Consider the following 20,627-nt stretch of genomic DNA (forward strand, 5'->3'; position numbering starts at 1 on the left):
GTTTGCGCGTCAGATGGGTTTGACCGCCTCGTAGTAGTTGTTCCCGCCTTCGTCGGATCGGCAGTCGTCTAACCGCAGCCCAACGCTAGTAAGGTGCGCAGCATAGGCATCCGCCCCCAGCGACATAGACGCACGGCCCGTTAGCGTATCCTTCCAACGGCAGACCTCGCGCGGGGCGCTGAACAGGAATTGTCCGCCGGGTTCCAGCACGTTGGCAACGCTATTAAGAAGTTTCCGCTGGTCACCCTTGCCAAGCAGAAAGATAAGCCCGATCGAGACCACGCCAACAAAGGTTCTGTCGAAAAAGGAGCTGTTCTGAGCCGCTTCGCACACAGCAGGCATGTCGGGAAGGTTTTGCCGGTATGCCGAAATCAACGAAGGCGATGCATCGACGCCCCATACTGAAAAACCGTCGTTCACCAGCCATTGGGCGATTGGCACGCCGGAGCCGCACCCAATGTCCAAGATTGCAGCCGACCGGGGCAGGCGATCTTTCGCCCACGATCGAACCAACGCCGTGCCGACCTGCGAGCGAATGGCCACAAACTGGTCTGAGACTGCCTCCCAGCCAGTGGATTGGTCCGTCGTCATCCTTCACCTCGCGATGGTCGCTCTTCTAGCAGGTTAGGCAACAGCGTGCACGTTTCCCATTTAACCATCCCTTGCAGGACAAACGGCGCGACCGGTCCTCAGTGTTGGCCCTCATCGATAGAAGCCATAGGTTGGCTCGATGGCTAAACCATAGGAAGGGGCGTCAGTGATCCGCAGAATTTTGGCACCATTGTTGGCCGGAACCACTCTGGGGTTACTGTGCAGCCCTGCGCTCGCCGCCAACAGGCCTGGCGATGGATTTGAAGTGGCGAGCTACAGGCTCGCGCTTACCCCTGACATCCAGAACAGGACCGTCGCAGGGCGTGAGGCGATCACGCTGCGCGCAACGGTGGATGGCGTCCGGCGCCTGAACTTCACCGCCAATGCTCTTGCCATCGACAGCGCAACCCTCGATGGCGTGGCGCTCGCCCACACCGTGGAAGGCGATGTGCTGGGCTTCGACCTGCCCCGGCCGCTTCGGCGCGGACTCACCGTGAAGCTCGAATTGTCCTATCATGGCCGCCCCGCACGTGGGTTCGCGGGCTCGGCGACAACGCTCTACACCAGCTATTTCGCATGCGACTGGATGGTCTGTTCCCAGAACAAGTTCGGCGAGAAGGCGGCCTTCTCGCTTGATCTGCGTGTCCCGCGCGGGATGACCAGCCTGTCTGTTGGCCGCATGATGGCGCGGCGACCGGGACCGGACGGCAGTGAGATCCATTGCTGGAAAGCTCCCCGGCCCTACTCGGCCTATCTTTACGGCTTCGCGGTGGGTCGGTTCACGCGGGTCAGCGAACGGGCCGGATCGAAAAGGCTCACCTATTTGAGCGACACTGCCGACGGGGGCGAGCTGAAACGACGCTTGGCAGGGACAAGGGAGATGGTCGCCTTTCTGTCCACCAAGGCCGGCATGCCGCTTCCTGTCGCCGACTACAGCCAGCTTCTGGTCGAAGGCGATGAGGCGCAGGAGGCGGCGACATACTCCGTCCTCGGCACCGATGCGTTGCCGGCGAAGCCAGATGATCCGTCGGAGGATTGGGCCATCGTGCACGAACTCACCCATCAATGGTGGGGCAATCTCGTAACGTGCGAGACGCTCAAGGATTTCTGGCTGAACGAAGGTATCACGACCTTCATGACGGCTGTGTGGAAGGAGCACCGCTACGGCCGCGTCGCCTACAATGCCGAACTCGATGTCGCCAGGAGCCGGCTTGAAAAGGCGCAGGCGATGGGCTTCGACAAGCCGCTGGCCTGGGATGGCAGCTACCCGACATTGGGCGTCCGGCGCGCGATCCAGTACAGCAAGGGCGCGCTGTTCATGGCGCAGCTGCGAGTTACGCTCGGCGATGCCGCGTTCTGGTCTGGCCTGCGTCGCTACACCCGTGACCGTGCGGGCGGGACGGTTACGAGTATTGATCTGGAGCGAGCGATGGAGGCGTCGAGCGGCCGGGACTTGCGCCCGCTGTTTGCCGAATGGGTGTTCGGTGATGGCCCTTCCGCTCGGTAACGGGAATAGCCTGTCCCGTGATGTTTCCCGTATCTCGATCATTTTCGGGACTGCTAACGGCCGCTCGTCTCGCGATGATGCTGGCTGCACGACCCCCGCTCAGAACATGAATGAATGTCTGAAGTCGGGAAATCACGAAGATGGCGCGAATGACCGGATGTGGGTCGGCTCAGACCTCAGTGCGTTCGGCCAGTTCCAAAGCGTCTTCAACGTCAACGCCCAAGTAGCGCACCGTGCTGTCGATCTTGGCATGGCCGAGGAGAATCTGAACGGCGCGAAGATTGCCGGTCGCCTTGTAGATGATCGATGCTTTCGTGCGCCGAAGCGAGTGTGTGCCATAATCTTGAGCTGGAAGGCCGATGCCGACCATCCATTCGTGTACGAGGCGGGCATATTGCCGGGTGCTCATATGGGCCATATAGTCGTTTCGGCTCGGAAAGACGAAGTCGTTCAGTGTCCCGCCACGACGCTCCAGCCATGCCCGCATCGTCTTGCGTGCCGTGCCCATCAGTTCGAACTGGACTGGCCGTCTGGTCTTCTGCTGAACCACGATGGCTCGGTCACGGACGCGCCCGCCAGAAACTACATCTCCGATCCGCACCCTGACCACGTCGCAGCCGCGCAGCTTGCTGTCGATGGCGAAGTCGAACAACGCGCGGTCGCGCAGTCGTTTATGCTGGTCGAGCCAGAAGCGAATAGCCCATACCTGTTGCTGTTTCAGAGCGCGCTTCGCACCGATCAGCCGGCCCTCATTCCAAGGCCGAAGTTCGTGAAAGGCAGGGTCCATCGACGAATGACCCATTGATCATCTCCATCGGGCCAAATTGCCAAAGGAGCTTACGCAGGCGGGGTAAACCGATCGTTCGGAAACGTGGTTGATTGGCCGGTGGTCATGCTGAACGAGCGGTCGGTTTCAGGCACCGCCTAGGAATTCTATGAACGACCGGGATTGGGGTAGGCCGTTTAAGTGCCCGGCGAGGCATGCACCTGTCGGAGAAGGGCGCTCGACGTGACATCATGCATATATGTCGGCGACATAGCGTACGCCCTCCCGCTCGATCCGCTCCGCCCAGGCCAGCGCTTCGGCGTGACTGGCATTGGTTTCCGCCTCGTAGATACGAATGAAGACTTCGCGCACGGCCGGTGCCATGTGCTCGCCATCGCCGCAGAGGAGGATTCGTGCCCCCGCGCGGAACAGGGCGGCGATCTCCTCGCGATCTCGCCAGATGGCATCCTGGACGTGAACGATGCCACCCTGACCCGTCGCGGAAAAGGCCATCCGCAGGTTAACGACTTCCGTATCCTGCCAACCCTCTAGTTCCTCGCGATACAGAAAATCGCCATCGGGATTGCGCACGCCGAAGAAGAGCAGGGCCGGACCGAGCGGCTCGCCACCGGCCTTTCGCAGGGCTCGTTCCTGAAGAAAACCGCGAAACGGTGCGATGCCGCTGCCGGCGCAGACCATGATCACTGGCGTCACCAGATCGGCAGGCAGATGAAATCCCGCCTGACTGGGTCGCACTGCCACGCCGAGCGTCGTGCCTTCCTTCAGCCGGGCGAGGAAGGTCGAGGCGACGCCTTGGTGCAACCGATCGGCGCCCAGTGCCGGCGCCTCCAGCACCGATACCGTGAGCGCACACCGATTTGGATCAACAAGCGGTGACGAGGCGATCGAATATTGGCGGGCGCGCATCGGAGGAAGGGCAGCGATGAACGTGCCAAGCGCCATGTCGGCCGATGCGAAGCGCTCCAGCAGGTCGAGCAGCGTCACCCGCCGTGCCAATATCTCCGCGGCATAGACCTCCTCCTGTGCCAGCCGCTCGGCCTCCTTGCGCTCCGGCGGGCAGGCTATGGTCGCGGCGAGCGCAGAAATCTGCCCCCGCGTCGCGGGCTGCTGCAACTCCAGATAGTCGCCGAACAGCATCTCGGCCATGACGGGCCGGTCAACGGGCAGGGCAGAGGGCACACCAGGCGCGCCGTGGACGATCACCTCCGTGTCCGGCTCCAGGCCAAAGCGGGCAAGGGCGCGGCGCACCGTTTCGGGCGGATTGCTAGGCAACACCGCCAGATAGTCACCGGCGCGATAGGTCATGCCGTTGGGCAGGGCGATCTCGATATGCCGTTTCGAGCGCGCACCGGGGCGGTGCATGTCGACCAGCTCGCGATTGAGGAGGACGGTGCCGCGTTGCATCTCGTCGAGCTTGAGCACGCGTTCGCGGGTCCCGCGCCGCACCTCCACATCGATCCGGGGCTGCGCCTGGACAGCCGGTTTGCGTCCCTCCGATGCCGCGAGCGACGGCCAGAGACCAGCATACCAATTCTCGAAAGCGCCGAACAGGTCGCCGGCGGCATCGCCTTCGCCGCGCGAATGGAAGGCTTGCGCGCCGGCCTTGGCCAGTGCGGCCTCGACGCGCCTGGGGATCGCCTGCCAGGTGCGGGCCCATTGCCGATTGCCGCACCCGAACACCGCGTAACGTCGTCCGTCCAGCGCATGGTCGGGCAGGCCCTCGACCCATGTGACGAAGCGCGTCGCATTGTCGGGCGGGCGCCCTTCATAGGAGGCGGTGGCGACGATCAGGGGCACGCCCTCGGGCAGTCCGGAGGCGTAATCGTCGAGCGGCGCGACGGTCACGGCATAGCCCTGCGCGGCGGCATCGGCGCCGATCCGCTGGGCGAAGGCTTCGCTGGTGCCGGTGTTGCTGCCGTAAAGGACGAGAAGGGGCCCATTGTCGCCCGAGCTCGGTTCTGTCGGCACGGTCAGCGGACGTGTCAGGGCGTCTTGCGCCGTGCTGCGCGGCGGTGCCGTCGCTCCGTCCCGGCGACGCGCATGGATATGGAGGTTGGCGGGCTTCAGGGTCAGCGTCTCGCTCACCACGAGCTTATAGTCGCGGTCGGCCAGGCTGATGTCGAAGCGCTGGAGCGTCAGCGCCATGACCAAGATCGCCTCCTGCATGGCAAAGCCGCGCCCGATGCAAGCACGCTGGCCATTCCCGAACGGCTTCCAGGCATGGGGCGGCAGCTTGGCGGCGGCCTCGGGCGCGAACCGCTCGGGGCGGAACGCTTCCGGCTCGTCCCAGACGGTCGGGTCGCGGTGAAGGACAGGCGTCAGGATGAGCAGCGTGTCATCCGGGCTGACAGCATAGCGGCCGCCGATCTTCGTCGCCTCGCGTGGATGGACGCCGAAGGCCGGCGCGGTGGGCCAGAGCCGCAGCGTCTCCTGCAGGACCTGCTCGACATAGGTCAGCCGTCCGATATCGTCGATTGTCGGCACATGGCCGCCGAGCACGTCGTCGACATGCGCCTGCGCCTTGGCGAGCGCTTCCGGATGGGTGAGCAGCAGCCAGGTGGCGAAGCTGAGCAATCCGCTGGTCGTCTCATGCCCGGCCACCAGGAAGGTGATCATCTGATAGCCGATATTTTCGCGGCTCAGCATCTCGCCCGTCTCGGGATCGCGCGCCGTCAGCATCCGGTCCAGCAGGTCGCCACGTTCGCCCAGGTGCGGGTCGCCATGGCGCTCCGCGATCAACCGGTTGGACACGTCGCGCAGGATCCTGATATCGGCGTCGAACCGGCGATTGCGCAGCAGCATCAGCTTGCCCGCGCCCGGCGGCAGCCGTGACCGTCGCCCCGATTCCTCAAGTGCGCCCACCATCGCCGCAACGAAGGGGTGCATCGCGTCCTGATAGAAGCTGTTGAAACGATAATCGAAAGCGCACAACGCGATCGTGTCGAGTGTCAGCCGGGTCATATTGTCGGCCACGTCGATGGTGGCGCCCTCGCCGAACCGCTCCCACCGCACCATCATCTGTTCCGCGATATCGTACATGCGGTCGAACATCGATCGCAGCCCGAGCGGACCGAAAGCGGGCATCAGCAGGCGGTGTGCCTTGCCCCAGTTCGGCTCCTCGTCATGCGCAGTGAACAGGCCGTCTCCGCCGACATAGCGTGCCTCCTGCAAGGGGCGGTGCAGCGCCTTCTTGAAGCGTGTCTCGTCGCACAACTCCTCGGTCAGGGCCTGGCTGCCGACGATCACCAGACCGCGTCCGAACATCTCGATGCGGAACAGCGGGCCATGCTCACGCGCCAGCCGCATCAGGCTCTGCACCGGCGCCTTGGGATCGAGCACGGCGATGTTGCCGATCAGGGGATAGCCTTTGGGTTGCGGAATGGTGGCCATCGTTCAGTGCCTCCAGATGATGATGGCGGCATCGGTGATCGACCCAGCGTTCGGACGATCGTGTCGACGACCCATCGGTTTGCTCCTCATCCGCTATGTAGGAGCCCCCGCAAGATTTGGAAACCCATCGGTTTCCAAGGTGCTCTTTTTGTCGAAATAGGCGTATCGGACGAGAATGAATGAAGCGCCTCTGACCGACCGTCTGCCGCCCCGCCTCTTGGAAAGCGCACGCGCGGAATTTGGCCGTCACGGTTTTGCCAAGGCCAATGTCGGGCGGATTGCGGCGGCCGCGATGATGTCGAAAAAGACGATCTATCGCCATGTGGCCTCGAAGGAGGCGTTGCTGTTCGCAGTGATCCGCTCTGTCGTTGGCGAACTGGCCGCGACGGCCGGACCGCCCAACCCCGATGCGCCGCCCCGGGAATGGCTGACTGGCTATCTGACGGCGTTCTGCCATCTCGCCTTCTCCGACGAAGGCATAACCTCCTACCGCCTCGTCATGAGCGAGGGCGCGCAGTTCCCCGATGTTGCTCGTATCTATATCGAGACAATCAAGACCTATGGGATCAGGCCGCTCGCCAATCAACTTGCCGCCTATGCGTCGGCAGGACGGATGACCATTGACGACCCGGACGGCACCGCGATGATGCTGGTTTCGATGGTCGTGGCCGATATCTTGCGCGACGCCGCGCTTGGCTTGTCAGATCCACCGAATGATACCGGATTGCAGCGTGTTATTGAGCGTGCCGTCATACTTTTTCTTGGCGGTGTTCTCTTAGAGGCTTGATGACCTACACCACGCCCTGTTCAGGATCATATACAGCGTTCTCGAAAGGATCTGACTGGTTGCCCTTCTTGCTGGCTCTGGGAAATGGTCGGTGGAAGATCAGTCCGAACTTGTGCTACTCAAGCATGATAGCAGACGCAATACAGCCTCTGTGAACGTCAACCGACCCATATACTCCGTCCACTAACGCCTACGATGCACGTGAACGAGCGTCTGGAATTGGGAAGCGGATAAGGCCTCCTGAATGTCCGGTAGTGGGCCATCGCCGTGGAAGGGCGGGGTGGCCGCGCTAGCTGAAAACAGACGCCCAGGGATTTGGCGTGAGCGGACGTTTAACGCCGTGCCCTCAGCCTCTTGCCTAACAAAAAAAGGGGCGGCGCAAGCCGACCCGAAGGCATTAGGAGAGGATGCCTGAAAGGCGTTATCATGCTGCAACTGCGAACAGCATTGTGCAAGCGCAAAGTGCGCCGAGGCGGAGGTTTTTTATTCCGATGCCGCAGCCTCCGCTTTCCCCAAAGGCGAATGGCTAGCTCGACCTATCTTCGGCGCTCTGTGGCTGCGCCAAGCGTTCGCTGCCATGAAATATTTACATGAACGAATGTCGGAAGTCGGGAAGCGGGTAGGGGGCGCTTGACGACCGCGATTGGGTCCGTGGAGACGCGATAGCTCCCGCCCAGGTTAAGATCACGCGCTGCTCACGAAAATTCTTCAGCGTTAGCCGCTGACCGGGGTTTGAAGGTCACAGCCTGGCAGCGTCCATTTTCGGCGCTTCGTACTCCCCGTCTTCCCCCGGAAAACGCAAGAGCTCGTCAAATCGACTATCCGCCTTTGCCAGGGACCAGACGACGCTTTGTCCGGCTGGTAGAACGTCGGGTTCCATCTCGAAAATCGGCGAAACAAATGCCGTCTGCGCATCGATCAGCCGCCACCCGCGCTTTTTGAACATCGACAGCATGTCGTCGAGGAAAAGTCCGGTGGTCAGTCGATGGTGAAGCAGGATCGTATGGTCGATCGAGTGGCCGAACAGCGCCTGCGCCAGACCGTCGTAGAAGGTCGCGCGGTCCCATATGTGATCGAGGTAGAAGCGCCTGTACGGGGCGAGCGATGTCGACGGCTCGGTTTTCAATCGTGCCTTTAGTCGGTTGTCGATAAACCAGTCCGACGTGTCGATTGTCACATGCGCATTCGCATAGCCACGCTGCTTCAGCAGCGCGCGCATCGCGTCGCGCCCTTCCGCTGTCCGGCCCTCTGCCAGATAGGGGAATCGAAATAGCTTGCGGAAGCCGGGATAGCCCGACAGCAATGGCTCGCATTTTACGATGTCCGCCATCAGGCCGCTCGGATCAGTGCCGCTGAAGTACCGATGAGAGAAGCTGTGGTTGCCGAGGAGGTGGCCGTCCTTCGACCAGGCGGACAGGATACGCGGGCTGAGCGCAGCATTCACATACTTTCCGGCGATGAAACCGCCGGCCTTGATCTTGTGACGCTTCAGAGCGGCACGGATGATTGTATCGCGCGCTTCACCGGTCATCAGAGCGGTGTCGGACAAGTCGAAATCGTCGATCGTGATCGCAATGCCGGGCCGGCGGTTACCCCGGGCCACGCCAAATGCCGGACCTGCTGCGGCAAGGCCAATAGAGGCAAGCCCCCCGAGCAGCGATCGGCGATTGGGATGCAAGGTCATGTCGTGTTCGATATCGCTACTACAGCCACTCAACCTTCAACATACCAAAGAGACGAACCGGATGGTTCCCTTCCGAAAACCGCTTGGCCCTATCGCTGCCCGGTCGATCCCGATCGCAGGCGATCGATCGTCTGCCGCTCGAACGCCTGCGGGTCTTGGGCGGCAATCCGCATCGCATTCTCGTCCAGCGCCAAAGCGACCTTGCCATCGGCGAGCATGAGACCGGTATCGCATGCCGAGGCGAGCGTACCGAGATCGTGAAGGGCGGTGATGAGCGTCAGGCCGTCATCGACCATTGCGCGGAGAACCTCCCGCAGGTCGAAGATTGCGACGGGATCGAGCCAGTTGAACGGCTCGTCGAGGATCACGAGGGGGTGACCGCCTGCGAACGCCGCAGCGATGGCGATCCGCTGCCGCATACCGGCCGAGCAGTCGCCGATCCAGCGGTCGAGCAGCGGAGCCAGGCCCAGCGTCTCATGCAGCTTGCCCAGACGGAGACGGACGTTGTCCATGCTCCCGCCGACAAGTTCGAGAACGTCGCGGCCATGTATCGCATCAGGCAGCTTGTCGGCCGGAGAGGAGAAACCGAAGCGGTGCGCTCGAGCGGCACGATCGTCCGCCAGTTCCCCGCCACCGATCCGGCATGAACCGCCGGCGAAGGGCAGCCGACCCGCCAGCGCCCGGAGGAGGCTGGTCTTCCCCGATCCGTTCGCGCCGATGAGGCCGAACCACGCTCCGGTCGTGACGGTCAGATCGACATCCTGCACGACGCGCTGTCGGCCGCGATCGACGGCTACGCCTGTCAGCTCGACGGCGAGGTTCATGCCAGTAGCCACGTCTTGGCCTGCCCCCGGCGGTGTAGCTGCCAGAGCATGACGGGCGCGATGATGGGCAAGGCCACGGGCATCGCGTAGGCGGCCAGCATAAGCAATCCTGCGAAAATGGAGACGAGGACATCGGCGAACCGCTTGCCGTGCAGCCGGTAGGCGAAGATGCGCAGCGTCATCAGAAGCACGATGGCCGTGCCGGTCGCAAAGACGACACAGCCCGCCACCGGGCCGGACCAGACCCAGCATCCCGGCACGGCGATGACCAGAAATGCCATCATGCTCTTGGCGTGGTGAAGGAGGATGCGCCGCGATCCGAGTCCGGCGATCGTCATGAAGCGGACGACGGCGTCATCAACGGGAGTCAGCGCCAGCGCGGACAGCAATGTGCCGACGCCGATCACCGCCATCAGCGCGTTGATGCCCAGCGGGCGTGCGGGCAACAACAGGAGGAGCAGAACGATCGCAGCCAGCATTCCGGCGATCGGTCGGCGCAACCATGCACGAAGCGTCCAGCCTAGTCGCGCCGTGCCGGCGATCCGCCGCGGCAGCCTGACGCCGCCCGTCAGCCCGGCGACCAGTGCGCCAACAAGATAGGCCGGCACGCTGGCGACGAGGAGGGACGAACGGGTAATCAGGACGAGGACGACCAGTAGTCCCAGCCCGATGCCAAGCCAGGCTGCCATGTAACGCTTGCGTGTGGGCGGGTGCAGGGCATCGGCTGCGAGCAGTCCATCGAACGCCTGGAAGGCGAGGCGCGCGCCGACAAGGCGCCCCGCGCCGATACCCGACGACAGTCCCATAACGACAGCCGCCCATGCCGCAATCCGCCAAGGACGATCGGCAAACCATGCATGGACGGCCGCCAACGCCGCCAGCAGCATGAGCGCGGCAATCGCGCGGTCGTGCCAACCTCCGAACGTCGCACGGATCGTATTCGTCAGGATCAGCCGATCCTGCCGAAATAGGCGACCCGCTTTCACGCGTGCTGGCGAAGTAAGCGGTGATGCTCGGACCATATCGGCATTCTGTAAAGCGAGACAATCAGGCGAACCGGGGGCTTAGAGGATACCGAGATTCTGCAGCCACTGCTTGACCTGTCCAGGCCATTCGCGGGAGATCGGATCGGCTGTTGGCCGCATGCCGAACGCATGGCCGCCTTTGGAATAGATGCGCATGTCGACCGGCACACCTGCATCGCTAAGCGCCAGCGCATAGGCCAACGGCTGCCGAACCTTGTCCGTTGGATCGTTCATGGCGTGAAGGATCAGCGTCGGCGGTGCATTGGGGCTGATGGTGACCCACGGTTTGAGTTCGAGACTATTCCTGCCCTTGCTGTCGTCCAACATACGGGCCGTATAGGCTACGATCGAAAAATTGGGCCGCGGTGATTGACGGTCTGCCGCGTCCGCGAGTGGATATGTCCGCTCTTCGGTATTGCTCATCGCTGCGGCCAGATAGGCGCCGGCTGAAAATCCGATCACGCCGATCTTGTTCGGGCCGATCCCGTAGGACGAAGCCTGCTGGCGAAGCAGCCCCATGGCACGCTGGGCATCCTCCAGACCCAGAATTACCTTCGGGCGCACTTGCTTGTCGTTTTCTCTCGGCCATACTTGCGGCACGCGGTACTTCAGCACGGCGCAGGTCATTCCCTGCTGCACCGCCCAATCACAGATTTCCGTTCCCTCGAGGTCGAGCGCAAGCACTTCAAAGCCGCCCCCGGGAAGCACGAGCAAGGCAGCACTGCTATTGTGCCCCTTAGGCCGGAAGATCGTCATCGTCGGGCGGGTGACGTAACTCGCCCAATTCCATGTCCGCCCGCCCACGAGGCCAGTGCCGTTGCCAAGTCCCTCCGGACGATCACCGGAATCGGGCTTGGCGAGCGGCGTAGTTGCGGGCCACAGCGGAATCTGAACACCGCGCTCGGGTGGCTGCCAGACGCCCGGGCGTTCGTTTCTCGGCAGAACCTGCCGCGCCGGCGCATCGTTGGACTTGGTTGCCTGGCCATAGGCTGTTCCACCGAGGCCAAGTGCGATCGACGACACGACAAGCAAGAGGCGCGACAAATGACTGTCTCCAAATTCAAGGATGTCACCCGCTGACGGAGTCAGGCGGGATCCGATGATGAAGGTTAGTCTCGTTTAGACGGAACGGACAATCTCGTCCGTCCTCTCTTCAGAAATAAAGTTACCCCGTCCTTGCCTGCGCTACCCTGCTATCCGGCATGTCTCCTCCGCTGCAGCTCAAGTGACTGTATGGTTTGGTGCGCAGGCTATCCAGGGTCGTACTGATCCCTGATGCCGTCGGGGTGTGCGCTGAAGTTGATGACGCAAAGGGGACTGATCTGCATCCCCCTATAGGTGACAATCAGCGCCAAGCGTTGCTGTTATTATCCGCTACCGCGAGATGAACGAATGGCAGAAAGCGGGAAGCGGTTTGACGGCCTCTAATGACCGGTACTGGGTCAATCCTCGCCGGGGCGACGACGAAGTGAGGCACCGCTGACGTTACAATCGCATGGTGCTATGGCGTCCTAGATGTCCACTTACAGGTTTTCGAATGCCGAGCGCTATGCCGTGTTCACGGTCCATGCCGAGCGGTGCTGGCTCTGCGGGGAGCCAGTCGGGCTATTGGACATGGAGGTCGATCACGTGGTCCCCGAGTCGCTGGCGGGCACGCCGGAACTGGCGGAGGCTCTGAAACTACTCGGTCTACCAGCGAGCTTCGACCTTAACCAATTTGGAAATTGGATGCCGGCTCACCGTCGGTGCAATCGGTTCAAGTCAGACACGGTTTTCCAGCCCAGTCCGCTGATCCAGATGGTGCTCCAGAAGGCGGTCGGAAAGGCGGCCCGTGCGGAGAAACTGCACGACGGCTATGTAACGAATCGCAAGATCAGTATGGCAATCAACGAGCTCCTCGCTGCGCACGAGGCTGGCAGCATCGACGAGGGTCACCGTCGCAAAATGGCTCCGCTGGTCGAGGCGATCGCGCGGGACCACGAGGGGAGCCGGGAGGTGGAGCGGCGCGGCGAGCCGCTGTTCCTCGCCGGGTGGCTTGAGGTGGTCGCGGAGACGGACCACATGCTGACCCTGCGCGGTCCTGGCGGGCTGGTAGGAGTTCGTCCCAAGGCGGATCGTCTTGATCCGAGCTGGAACTGTCCGAACTGCGGCGTCACCGGTTGGAACGGCGCGCGCTGCATCACGTGCGGCATGCTCGACGATGGAGACTAAGGCTTTGGCTCTCCGGGATAAAGGTGAACAAAAGGCAGAAGCCGGGACGGTGGCATAGCGCCTTGAACGACTGGTTTTGGGTCGAAATGGCTGTCGGGCTGGTGAGTTGCCGACCTCAGCCGCCATCGCGTTGGCGGCGGCTGAGATTGAGCCTCAGTTTTAGGAAATGGGAACGCCGCCCGTAACAGCGACGACGTTGCCAGACATGTAGCTACCCTCAGGTGAGGCGAGCAGCACATATGCGGGAGCAAGCTCCCCCGGTTGTCCGGCACGCCCCGTCGGCGTATCCTGGCCCAGCGTTTCCAGTTCCTCCGGCGATTTGGCGATCGGCTGAATGGGAGTCCAGATGGGGCCAGGCGCCACCGCATTCACGCGGATCCCGTCACTGGAAAGAAGGTTGGATAGTCCCACCGTGAGGCTCGATATGGCGCCCTTCGTGGCAGCGTACACGATCATGGTCTTGTTCGCGACCTTGGCCTGCTCGCTGGTCGTGTTGATGATCGCAGAGCCCGGCTTCATGTGCGGCGCGGCTGCCTTCGCGAGGCGGATCATGGCGAAGACGTTGGCAGCGAAGGCGCCTTGCATCTCATCGTCGTCGATGCTGTCCAACCCCTCGTTCATAGTCTGAGCCGCGGCATTGTTGACGAGCACGTCGACGCCTCCCAGCTCGGCGACCGTGCGTTCGACAATGCTCGCGCAATGATCCCGGTCACGAATGTCTCCCGGAAGCAAGAGACAACGCCGCCCGGCTTTCTCGACCCAGGTCCTGGTCTCCTCCGCATCCACCTGCTCATCGGGGAGGTAGGATATCGCGACATCTGCACCTTCGCGAGCATAGGCGATCGCCACGGCCCGTCCGATGCCTGAGTCACCGCCGGTGATCAGCGCGATTCTGTCCTTGAGCAATCCCTTGCCGGCATAGCTCTCCTCGCCGTGATCGGGCTTGGTCCGCATCTCTGTCGTAAGGCCGGGACGCGGCTGTTGCGGCTCGTCAGGAAAGCTTGTCGGATGGCTGATGCTCGGATCGTCGGTCATATCAATTCCTGCTCATGGAGTGATCAGGGAACGGTCGATGAGCGGTTACGTGCCGGGGCACGGCAGAGATGTTTATTTGCATGGGTCAAGGGAGCGATGATGAGCCAACGTCCGAACTGGGGTATCTAATAGGGCGCCCGAGTGACTGATTGTAGGGCAAGCTATTCACGCAATTACTATCTACATCACACCAACGCTCTTTGCTGAGTCGTGCGGTTTTTAGATAGGAGTGAGGCTATCGTTGCATGAATTGACCGGTTGCCATATCGATTGACGCGCTGGGCACATCGCCCGCTTAGCAAGGGGGTGGTGCGTGGCTTCCGATGAGGATCTTCTGGGCCAGGAATACTTTCATCTTCAAAAAGTCATAGAGGACTATGATACCAAGACACTTACGGTAAAGGCATGGAGCGTGACCTTCAGCGCCGCGGCCATCGGCTTCGCCTACGATAAGCACGAGCGCGTCATTCTATTGGTCGCCTTGGTATCCTCGCTCGCATTTTGGGTGATGGAAGCACTTCTTAAGGCGAACCAGCAAGCGTATTACCATCGTATCGGCGAGATCGAGATTCACTTTTCGGGAGGTGAGCGGCGAAAGCCTTTGCAGATCGGGGCGGCTTGGGAAGCCGCTTTCAGAGCAGCGGGTGGCTACGGTCGGATTTCATCGCTGATGCGGTGGCCCCACGTTTTCATGCCCCATTCGGCGATCGCATTGCTCGCTTTGGTGTTATTGCTCGTTATCCCGCCAGCGCCCCTCGAAGTTCCGCCGCGGCTAACAGCAGTTCCGGTTAGCATTGCCAAACCGGCGTCCCCTCCTCCGCCAATCGATCGCGTTGGTCGCGTTAGCGCTCTGCCTGAACGAGCACCGCCGCACTAAGACGCGTGCAACTTAGGGTCAGGAGGGGGGATCATTAATGGCAGACAATCATGCACCAAAAACAGTTCACGCGGAAATGAACGAATGTCTGCAGTCGGGAAGCGGGGAAGGGCATGCGAATGACCAATTCTGGGTCGTCTTGCCTGTTGCGGCGACGAACGCCAGCGGAGCGCCTCATTCGGCGCAGTTGCCGCAACGAAGGGTTGCCAGCTTTGACCAAAATCAGAGGGCGATCTCCGCCGAAGGGGCAGCGTGCAGCCGTTCGATGTCCTGGCGCGGCGGTGCGCCGAACAGGCGGCGATATTCGCGGCTGAACTGCGACGGGCTTTCATAGCCGACCGCGAAGCCCGCCGTGCCCGCCGTAGCGCCGCCGACCAGCATCAGCCGGCGCGCTTCCTGCAGGCGCAACTGCTTTTGATATTCGAGCGGGGTCATGCGCGTGATCGCCTTGAAATGCGCATGGAGCGAGGAGGGGCTCATGCCCGCCTCGGCGGCGACCTCGTCGATGCGGATCGGCGCGTCGAACCGCCGACGGATAGCGGCGATAGCGCGGCTGATCTGGTTGAGGTGACTACCTGCTGTCACGAGGTGGCGAAGCATCGGTCCGTGCGGCCCGGTGAGCAGGCGGTAGAGGATCTCGCGCTCGATCAGTGGCGCCAGGACGCGGATCGTGTCCGGTCGGTCGAGCAGTCCGACCAGCCGGCATGCGGCATCGATCAAATCGGGGTCGCTAGGATAGACGGCCAGTACCGGCAGGTCGGTATAGGGCACAGTTCCCCCCTCCGCGACCATCAGATCGGACAGCATCGCGGGATCGAGGTCGATCTTGCAGCAGAGATAAGGGCGATCGGGGCTGGCATCGATCACGTGACCGACCAGAGGCAGGTCGATGGAGACCAAGAGATGATGCGCGGCGTCGTAGACGACGCTGTGGTCGCCGATCGAGACGCGCTTCGATCCCTGGGCTATCAGGCAAAGCGATGCCTCATAGACGGCCGGGGTCGGGGTACTCGGTCGATCGGCGCGGATCAGTGACACGCTCGGCATGGCGGTAGTGCAAATGCCTGATCCGGCGACATGACGATCGATGACGGCAGCAAGTTCGGTGATCCGGTCCATGCCGACCGTCATCCGTCAGCCCGTCGACATGCGCAAGCGGGCAGAGCGGGTTCTGGAGGATCGTGCAAAGCGTTTGGACGATCGCTCTACCGCTGGTCGACGCTGCGGCACCATCTTGCTGGCCGTCACTTCAAGGCAAGGAAAGCATCATGACAGCCAGCATCGACAAGGTCGTCCTCATCACCGGGGCTTCGAGCGGGATCGGCGAGGCGACGGCGCGCGAACTGACGGCAACCGGCGCGTGCCTCTTCATCGGCGCGCGGCGCGGGGAACGGTTGCAGGCACTGGCCGAGGAACTGGGCGAGACCGTCGCGTGGCGCACGCTCGACGTGACGGACGGCGCCGACTTCGACGCCTTCGTGGAGGCTGCCGAAGCGCGGTTCGGGCGCGTCGACGTGCTGGTCAACAATGCCGGCGTGATGCCGCTGTCGCCGCTCGCCGCGCTGAAGCGGGACGAGTGGAAACGGATGGTCGACGTCAATATCCACGGCGTCCTCAACGGCATCGCCGCCGTGTTGCCCCGGTTCGTGGCGCAGAAGGGCGGCCATATCGTCAACGTCGCCTCGGTCGCCGCGCACATGGTGATGCCCACCGCCGCAGTCTATTGCGGCACCAAACATGCAGTGCGCGCCATCACCGAGGGGTTGCGGCAGGAGCATGACGAGATCCGGTCGACCCTCATCTCGCCGGGCGTGGTCGCCACGGAACTGGGCCACGACATCACCGATCCCGACATCGCAACGGCTCTGACGGGATGGCGAAAGAAAGCGCTGACCCCGGATGCGATCGCGCGGGCGGTCCGTTATGCACTGGAGCAGCCCGAGGGTGTCGACATCAACGAGGTGATCGTTCGCCCGACCGCAGCGGACATGTAACGGCGTCGGCGTGCCGGCTTTTGCGGCCGGCACGCCCGTGGTATTCCTCAGGCCGTCGCACCGCCATCGATGTTGAGCGTGGTGCCGGTGATGTAGCTCGCATCGGGGCCAGCGAGGAACGCGACCGCGCCCGCGATCTCCTCGACCTTGCCATAGCGGCCGAGCGGGATCGCGTGCAGCACCTGTCCCGCAAATTCGCTGTCGGCCGGGTTCATGTCGGTGTCGATCGGCCCCGGCTGGACGGTGTTGACCAGGATGTTACGCGGCGCGAGGTCCTTGGCCCAGCCGCGCGCCAGTGCCGCCACCGCCGCCTTGGTCGCGCTGTAGACTGTGGTCGCGGGGAAGGCCATCTCGCCCGAGATGCTACCGATCAGGATGATGCGGCCGCCGTCGCGGAGATGCGGCAGGGCGGCGCGGGTGCCGACGTGGAGGCCCTTCACGTTGACGGCGAACTGGCGGTCGTAGGTGTCGTCGGTATCCTCGGTGACGGTGGAGAATTCGGCTACGCCGGCGTTGTGAACCAGAATGTCGATCCCGCCCAAAGCGGCGGCGGCCTGTTCGACGCCCGCGCGCTGCGAGGCTGGATCGGCGGCATCGGCCTGGAAGGCGAAGGCCGTGCCGCCGGCGCTCTCGATCGCCGCCACGGTCGCGTCGGCCGCGGCCTTGTTGCCGGCATAGGTGATCGCGACGGTCGCGCCATCGGCTGCGAGACGCTTGGCGATGGCCGAGCCGATGCCACGCGATCCGCCGGTGATGAGCGCGGTCTTGCCCTGAACTGACATGTGCATTCTCCAAAAATTGAGCCCGCGATCACGGCGTCGTGTGCTGTCGGCAGGCGGGAAATGGGGTGACGCTTCAACAGTTCAATAATCCCGAACTATTAAATTTAACGTAGCGCCCTATATCTGTCGCATGCCCCGCTTCACCCATCCCCGGCTGGAGGACGTGCCGCTCGATCTGGCGCTCCACGCGCTGGCCGATCCCAATCGGCTGGGCATGGTGGCGCGGCTCGCCGCGACCGAACGGCTGAGTTGCACCGACGCCGCGCCGTGCGAGTCCATTCCGAAGAGCACGCTGTCCAACCATTTGAAGCTGTTGCGTGCGGCCGGACTGAGCGAGACTACGCAGATCGGGCGCGAGATGATCAACACGCTGCGCCGGGATGCATTCGACCGGCGCTTTCCCGGCCTGCTCGACGCGGTGCTCGCCAATCGGACGGCCTGATTACCTGCCGATCGCTTCGAGTTCGGCCACCGCATCGTTGGGCAGCGTCAGCGAGGCTGCGGCAAGGTTTTCGTGGAGGTGCGCGACCGACGAGGTGCCGGGGATCAACAGGGTGTTGGGCGAGCGCTGGAGCAGCCAGGCCAGCGCCACCTGCATCGGTGTCGCCTCCAGCCGTGCCGCCACGTCGGACAGCGCCGCGGACTGGAGCGGGCTGAACCCGCCGAGCGGGAAGAAGGGGACATAGGCGATGCCCTCCGCCGCCAGCGTGTCGATGAAGGTGTCGTCGTCGCGGTGCGCGAGGTTGTACTGGTTCTGGACGCAGACGATCTCGGCGATGCCGCGCGCTTCGCCCAACTGCGTCGGCGTCACGTTGCTGAGACCGATATGGCGCACCAGCCCTTGGCGCTGCAGGTCCGCCACCGCCTTGAGCGGCGCCGCGAGCGATCCCTCGGCCGGGCCGTGGACGTCGAACATCAGGCGCAGGTTGACGACGTCGAGCGTCTCCAGCCCAAGGTTCGTCAGATTGTCCTCGACGGCGCGGGTCAGTTCGTCCGGTTCGAACGCGGGCAGCCATGAGGCGTCGTCGCCGCGCCGCGCACCGATCTTGGTCACGATCAGCAGGTCGTTGGGGTAGGGGGATAGCGCCTCACGGATCACCCGGTTGGTGACGTGCGGGCCGTAAAAGTCGCTGGTGTCGATGTGGTTCACGCCTGCCTCGACGGCGGCACGGAGAACGGCAAGCGCCGCATCATGGTCCCGCGGCGGCCCGAACACGCCAGAGCCAGCAAGTTGCATCGCGCCGTAGCCGAGCCGCTTCACGGCGCGTCCGGCGAAGGAATAGGTGCCCGCTTGATCGATCATCATTGTCTTATCTCCTGTGCTGGGAGCGAGATACGGCTTGCGGATCATCGCGATAAGCCGGAGTGATCCGCACGGGCTGTACGGAATTCCGAACAATGAAAGCGCACCTTGCCGATCTAAACGCGTTCTTGGCGGTCGCGAAGGCGCGGGGGTTTCGCGATGCTGCGCGTACCGTCGGATCGAGCGCGTCTACGCTCAGTGAAGCGGTGCGGCGGCTGGAAACGCAATTGGGCGTTCGGCTGCTCCATCGCACCACCCGCAGCGTGGTGCCGACCGAGGCGGGGACGCGATTGATCGAGCGGCTGGCACCAGCGCTGGGCGCGGTGGAGGCGGCGCTCGACGTCGTGAACCTGTTCCGCGACGGCCCAGCGGGCACGCTCAAGCTCAACGTACCGGTCAGCGCGGCACGGCTGGTGCTGCCGGCGATCCTGCCCGGCTTCCTCGCCGCCTATCCCGACATTCAGGTCGAGATCGTCGCCGAGGATATCCTCGTCGATATGGTGGCGTCGGGCTGCGACGCGGGCATCCGCTACGACGAACGGCTGGAGCAGGACATGGTCGCGGTGCCGATCGGTCCGCGGGTGCAGCGTTTCGCGACCGCCGCGGCGCCGGCCTATCTCGAGGCGCGTGGCCGGCCGGCGCACCCGCGCGATCTGCTCGACCATGCCTGCCTGCGCGGCCGCTTCACCAGCGGTGTGCTGACCAGCCCCTGGGAGTTCGAGCGCGACGGCGAGATCGTGCGGATCGAGCCGCAGGGCCCGCTGATCGCCAGCGTCGCCGGCGCGGTGGATCTGCTGGTCGACGTGGCGGTGGCGGGCAGCGGGATTATCCACCTGTTCGAGGATTGGCTCGCACCGGCGCTGGCGAGCGGCGCGCTCGAATCGGTGCTGCCCGACTGGTGGCAATCCTTCTCCGGCCCGTTCCTCTATTATTCGGGCCGCCGCCTCGTGCCGCCGCCGCTGCGCGCGTTCGTCGATTACATTCGCGGCTAAAGCATCGCGAGCGGTTCTGGACCGCGCGGGGGCGGAAAGAGCGTGTCGAAGCGGCGCAACTCGGCTTCGGACAGCGTGATGTCCAATGCGGCGCGATTGTCCCGCACATGGGCGATCGATCCGGCCTTGGGGATGGGCAAGACACCATCCCGTGCCAGCAGCCAAGCCAAGGCGAGCTGCGCGGGAGTGATGTCGCGCTCCTTGGCCATGCCGGCAAGGTCGGGATGCGCCACCAAGCGACCCTGCTCGACCGGGCTATAGGCCATGACCGGCATGCGATGCTGCGCCAGCCACGGGATCAGGTCATATTCGGGACCACGCCGGGTCAGGTTGTAGAGGATTTGGTCGGTCTGGCACCCTTCGCCGCCGCTCGCGACAAGTTCCTCCATGTCTTCGGTGTCGAGGTTGCTGACGCCCCAGCGCAGGATCTTGCCGGACGCGACCAGTCGCTTCATTGCCTCGACCGTTTCGGTCAGCGGCACGCGCCCACGCCAATGCAGCAAGTACAGGTCGAGCCGGTCGGTCCCGAGCCGGTCCAGGCTCGCTTCGCAGGCGTCCTGGAGTCGGTCGCGTGAAGCATTCTGCGGGTAGGCCTTGCTAACAAGGAACACGTCGTCGCGCACGCCTGCGATTGCTTCGCCGACGAGGCGCTCGGACTCGCCATCGGCATACATCTCCGCGGTATCGATCAGGTTCAGGCCGAGCGATAGCCCCTCGCGAAGGGCGGCGATCTCGTCCGATCGGTGGGCAGGGTCTTCGGCCATCATCCAGGTGCCCTGGCCAAGCGCGGGGACGGTCGTACCGTCGGTAAAGCGGATCGTCTTCATGCGGTGATCAA

The 20,627-nt window shown here is 63.3% G+C and carries 19 protein-coding genes; 7 read left to right on the forward strand and 12 right to left on the reverse strand.

What is annotated here, in order from left to right; translation table 11 throughout:
- Window positions 1–9: 9 nt before the first annotated feature.
- Window positions 10–591, reverse strand: coding sequence for a class I SAM-dependent methyltransferase (locus KV697_RS00525; RefSeq protein WP_219019665.1), 582 nt, complete (start codon window positions 589–591; stop codon window positions 10–12).
- A 166-nt stretch (window positions 592–757) separates the two neighbouring features.
- Between KV697_RS00525 and KV697_RS00530 the strand changes: the two genes are divergently transcribed.
- The gene (locus KV697_RS00530) at window positions 758–2,098 is read left to right on the forward strand and encodes a M1 family aminopeptidase (RefSeq protein ID WP_257575392.1); all 1,341 of its coding nucleotides are present in this window, start codon (window positions 758–760) and stop codon (window positions 2,096–2,098) included.
- Window positions 2,099–2,267: 169 nt separating this feature from the next.
- Here KV697_RS00530 and KV697_RS00535 read toward each other — a convergent pair whose 3' ends face one another.
- Both KV697_RS00535 and KV697_RS00540 read right to left on the reverse strand, forming a co-directional pair.
- Entirely contained in the window at window positions 2,268–2,900 is a 633-nt protein-coding gene (locus KV697_RS00535) for a tyrosine-type recombinase/integrase (RefSeq protein ID WP_219019666.1), read from the reverse strand.
- 213 nt (window positions 2,901–3,113) lie between these two features.
- The gene (locus tag KV697_RS00540; protein WP_219019667.1) at window positions 3,114–6,275 is read right to left on the reverse strand and encodes a bifunctional cytochrome P450/NADPH--P450 reductase; all 3,162 of its coding nucleotides are present in this window, start codon (window positions 6,273–6,275) and stop codon (window positions 3,114–3,116) included.
- Between the two features lie 175 nt (window positions 6,276–6,450).
- Between KV697_RS00540 and KV697_RS00545 the strand changes: the two genes are divergently transcribed.
- Entirely contained in the window at window positions 6,451–7,062 is a 612-nt protein-coding gene (locus KV697_RS00545; RefSeq protein ID WP_219019668.1) for a TetR/AcrR family transcriptional regulator, read from the forward strand.
- A gap of 739 nt (window positions 7,063–7,801) precedes the next feature.
- On the opposite strand, the gene KV697_RS00550 is transcribed toward KV697_RS00545, so the two are convergent.
- From KV697_RS00550 to KV697_RS00565, 4 genes are all read right to left on the reverse strand, one after another.
- Window positions 7,802–8,746 carry a polysaccharide deacetylase family protein gene (locus KV697_RS00550; RefSeq protein ID WP_219019669.1) on the reverse strand — a complete coding sequence of 315 codons (945 nt, stop codon included), beginning with the start codon at window positions 8,744–8,746 and terminating at the stop codon, window positions 7,802–7,804.
- An 89-nt stretch (window positions 8,747–8,835) separates the two neighbouring features.
- A complete protein-coding gene (locus KV697_RS00555) occupies window positions 8,836–9,570 on the reverse strand; it encodes an ATP-binding cassette domain-containing protein (protein WP_219019670.1) in 735 nt (244 codons plus the stop codon).
- Window positions 9,567–10,556, reverse strand: a complete 990-nt coding sequence (locus KV697_RS00560; RefSeq protein ID WP_257575473.1) for a hypothetical protein — start codon at window positions 10,554–10,556, stop codon at window positions 9,567–9,569. Before KV697_RS00560 ends, KV697_RS00555 begins: the two co-directional genes overlap by 4 nt.
- Window positions 10,557–10,634: 78 nt before the next feature.
- Window positions 10,635–11,639: an alpha/beta hydrolase gene (locus KV697_RS00565; protein ID WP_219019671.1), complete on the reverse strand. Its 1,005-nt coding sequence runs from the start codon at window positions 11,637–11,639 to the stop codon at window positions 10,635–10,637.
- A 471-nt stretch (window positions 11,640–12,110) separates the two neighbouring features.
- On the opposite strand from KV697_RS00565, the gene KV697_RS00570 reads away from it, so the two are divergent.
- Window positions 12,111–12,806: an HNH endonuclease gene (locus tag KV697_RS00570; RefSeq protein ID WP_219019672.1), complete on the forward strand. Its 696-nt coding sequence runs from the start codon at window positions 12,111–12,113 to the stop codon at window positions 12,804–12,806.
- Window positions 12,807–12,965: 159 nt separating this feature from the next.
- Here the strand turns inward: KV697_RS00570 and KV697_RS00575 are convergent, their stop codons facing one another.
- A complete protein-coding gene (locus KV697_RS00575; protein ID WP_219019673.1) occupies window positions 12,966–13,841 on the reverse strand; it encodes an SDR family oxidoreductase in 876 nt (291 codons plus the stop codon).
- A 313-nt stretch (window positions 13,842–14,154) separates the two neighbouring features.
- Between KV697_RS00575 and KV697_RS00580 the strand changes: the two genes are divergently transcribed.
- Window positions 14,155–14,718: a hypothetical protein gene (locus tag KV697_RS00580; protein ID WP_219019674.1), complete on the forward strand. Its 564-nt coding sequence runs from the start codon at window positions 14,155–14,157 to the stop codon at window positions 14,716–14,718.
- A 222-nt stretch (window positions 14,719–14,940) separates the two neighbouring features.
- Here KV697_RS00580 and KV697_RS00585 read toward each other — a convergent pair whose 3' ends face one another.
- Window positions 14,941–15,837, reverse strand: coding sequence for an AraC family transcriptional regulator (locus KV697_RS00585; RefSeq protein WP_219019675.1), 897 nt, complete (start codon window positions 15,835–15,837; stop codon window positions 14,941–14,943).
- Window positions 15,838–15,986: 149 nt separating this feature from the next.
- On the opposite strand from KV697_RS00585, the gene KV697_RS00590 reads away from it, so the two are divergent.
- Window positions 15,987–16,712 carry an SDR family oxidoreductase gene (locus KV697_RS00590; protein ID WP_219019676.1) on the forward strand — a complete coding sequence of 242 codons (726 nt, stop codon included), beginning with the start codon at window positions 15,987–15,989 and terminating at the stop codon, window positions 16,710–16,712.
- Window positions 16,713–16,759: 47 nt separating this feature from the next.
- Here the strand turns inward: KV697_RS00590 and KV697_RS00595 are convergent, their stop codons facing one another.
- The gene (locus KV697_RS00595) at window positions 16,760–17,494 is read right to left on the reverse strand and encodes an SDR family oxidoreductase (protein ID WP_219019677.1); all 735 of its coding nucleotides are present in this window, start codon (window positions 17,492–17,494) and stop codon (window positions 16,760–16,762) included.
- A 130-nt stretch (window positions 17,495–17,624) separates the two neighbouring features.
- Here KV697_RS00595 and KV697_RS00600 point away from each other — a divergent pair, with 130 nt between their 5' ends.
- Entirely contained in the window at window positions 17,625–17,936 is a 312-nt protein-coding gene (locus KV697_RS00600; protein WP_219019678.1) for an ArsR/SmtB family transcription factor, read from the forward strand.
- Here the strand turns inward: KV697_RS00600 and KV697_RS00605 are convergent, their stop codons facing one another.
- On the reverse strand, window positions 17,937–18,797 hold the full coding sequence (locus tag KV697_RS00605; RefSeq protein WP_374011418.1) for an aldo/keto reductase family oxidoreductase: 861 nt from the start codon (window positions 18,795–18,797) through the stop codon (window positions 17,937–17,939). It lies immediately after the preceding gene.
- A gap of 95 nt (window positions 18,798–18,892) precedes the next feature.
- Between KV697_RS00605 and KV697_RS00610 the strand changes: the two genes are divergently transcribed.
- Window positions 18,893–19,789 (forward strand): LysR family transcriptional regulator, encoded by an 897-nt coding sequence (locus KV697_RS00610; RefSeq protein ID WP_219019680.1) that lies wholly within the window; start codon window positions 18,893–18,895, stop codon window positions 19,787–19,789.
- On the opposite strand, the gene KV697_RS00615 is transcribed toward KV697_RS00610, so the two are convergent.
- Window positions 19,786–20,616: an aldo/keto reductase gene (locus KV697_RS00615; RefSeq protein ID WP_219019681.1), complete on the reverse strand. Its 831-nt coding sequence runs from the start codon at window positions 20,614–20,616 to the stop codon at window positions 19,786–19,788. The genes KV697_RS00610 and KV697_RS00615 overlap by 4 nt on opposite strands.
- Window positions 20,617–20,627 lie beyond the last annotated feature (11 nt).

The sequence above is a fragment of the Sphingomonas sanguinis genome (assembly GCF_019297835.1).
Lineage (GTDB): Bacteria > Pseudomonadota > Alphaproteobacteria > Sphingomonadales > Sphingomonadaceae > Sphingomonas > Sphingomonas sanguinis_D.

Bases quoted from the DNA above. Each gene is read 5' to 3' on its own strand.
- KV697_RS00605 (WP_374011418.1), bottom strand. From the start codon at position 18,797: ATGATCGATCAAGCGGGCACCTATTCCTTCGCCGGACGCGCCGTGAAG.
- KV697_RS00615 (WP_219019681.1), bottom strand. From the start codon at position 20,616: ATGAAGACGATCCGCTTTACCGACGGTACGACCGTCCCCGCGCTTGGC.
- KV697_RS00575 (WP_219019673.1), bottom strand. From the start codon at position 13,841: ATGACCGACGATCCGAGCATCAGCCATCCGACAAGCTTTCCTGACGAG.
- KV697_RS00535 (WP_219019666.1), bottom strand. From the start codon at position 2,900: ATGGGTCATTCGTCGATGGACCCTGCCTTTCACGAACTTCGGCCTTGG.
- KV697_RS00610 (WP_219019680.1), top strand. From the start codon at position 18,893: ATGAAAGCGCACCTTGCCGATCTAAACGCGTTCTTGGCGGTCGCGAAG.
- KV697_RS00550 (WP_219019669.1), bottom strand. From the start codon at position 8,746: ATGACCTTGCATCCCAATCGCCGATCGCTGCTCGGGGGGCTTGCCTCT.
- KV697_RS00555 (WP_219019670.1), bottom strand. From the start codon at position 9,570: ATGAACCTCGCCGTCGAGCTGACAGGCGTAGCCGTCGATCGCGGCCGA.
- KV697_RS00525 (WP_219019665.1), bottom strand. From the start codon at position 591: ATGACGACGGACCAATCCACTGGCTGGGAGGCAGTCTCAGACCAGTTT.
- KV697_RS00585 (WP_219019675.1), bottom strand. From the start codon at position 15,837: ATGGACCGGATCACCGAACTTGCTGCCGTCATCGATCGTCATGTCGCC.
- KV697_RS00570 (WP_219019672.1), top strand. From the start codon at position 12,111: ATGTCCACTTACAGGTTTTCGAATGCCGAGCGCTATGCCGTGTTCACG.
- KV697_RS00600 (WP_219019678.1), top strand. From the start codon at position 17,625: ATGCCCCGCTTCACCCATCCCCGGCTGGAGGACGTGCCGCTCGATCTG.
- KV697_RS00545 (WP_219019668.1), top strand. From the start codon at position 6,451: ATGAATGAAGCGCCTCTGACCGACCGTCTGCCGCCCCGCCTCTTGGAA.
- KV697_RS00595 (WP_219019677.1), bottom strand. From the start codon at position 17,494: ATGTCAGTTCAGGGCAAGACCGCGCTCATCACCGGCGGATCGCGTGGC.
- KV697_RS00540 (WP_219019667.1), bottom strand. From the start codon at position 6,275: ATGGCCACCATTCCGCAACCCAAAGGCTATCCCCTGATCGGCAACATC.
- KV697_RS00590 (WP_219019676.1), top strand. From the start codon at position 15,987: ATGACAGCCAGCATCGACAAGGTCGTCCTCATCACCGGGGCTTCGAGC.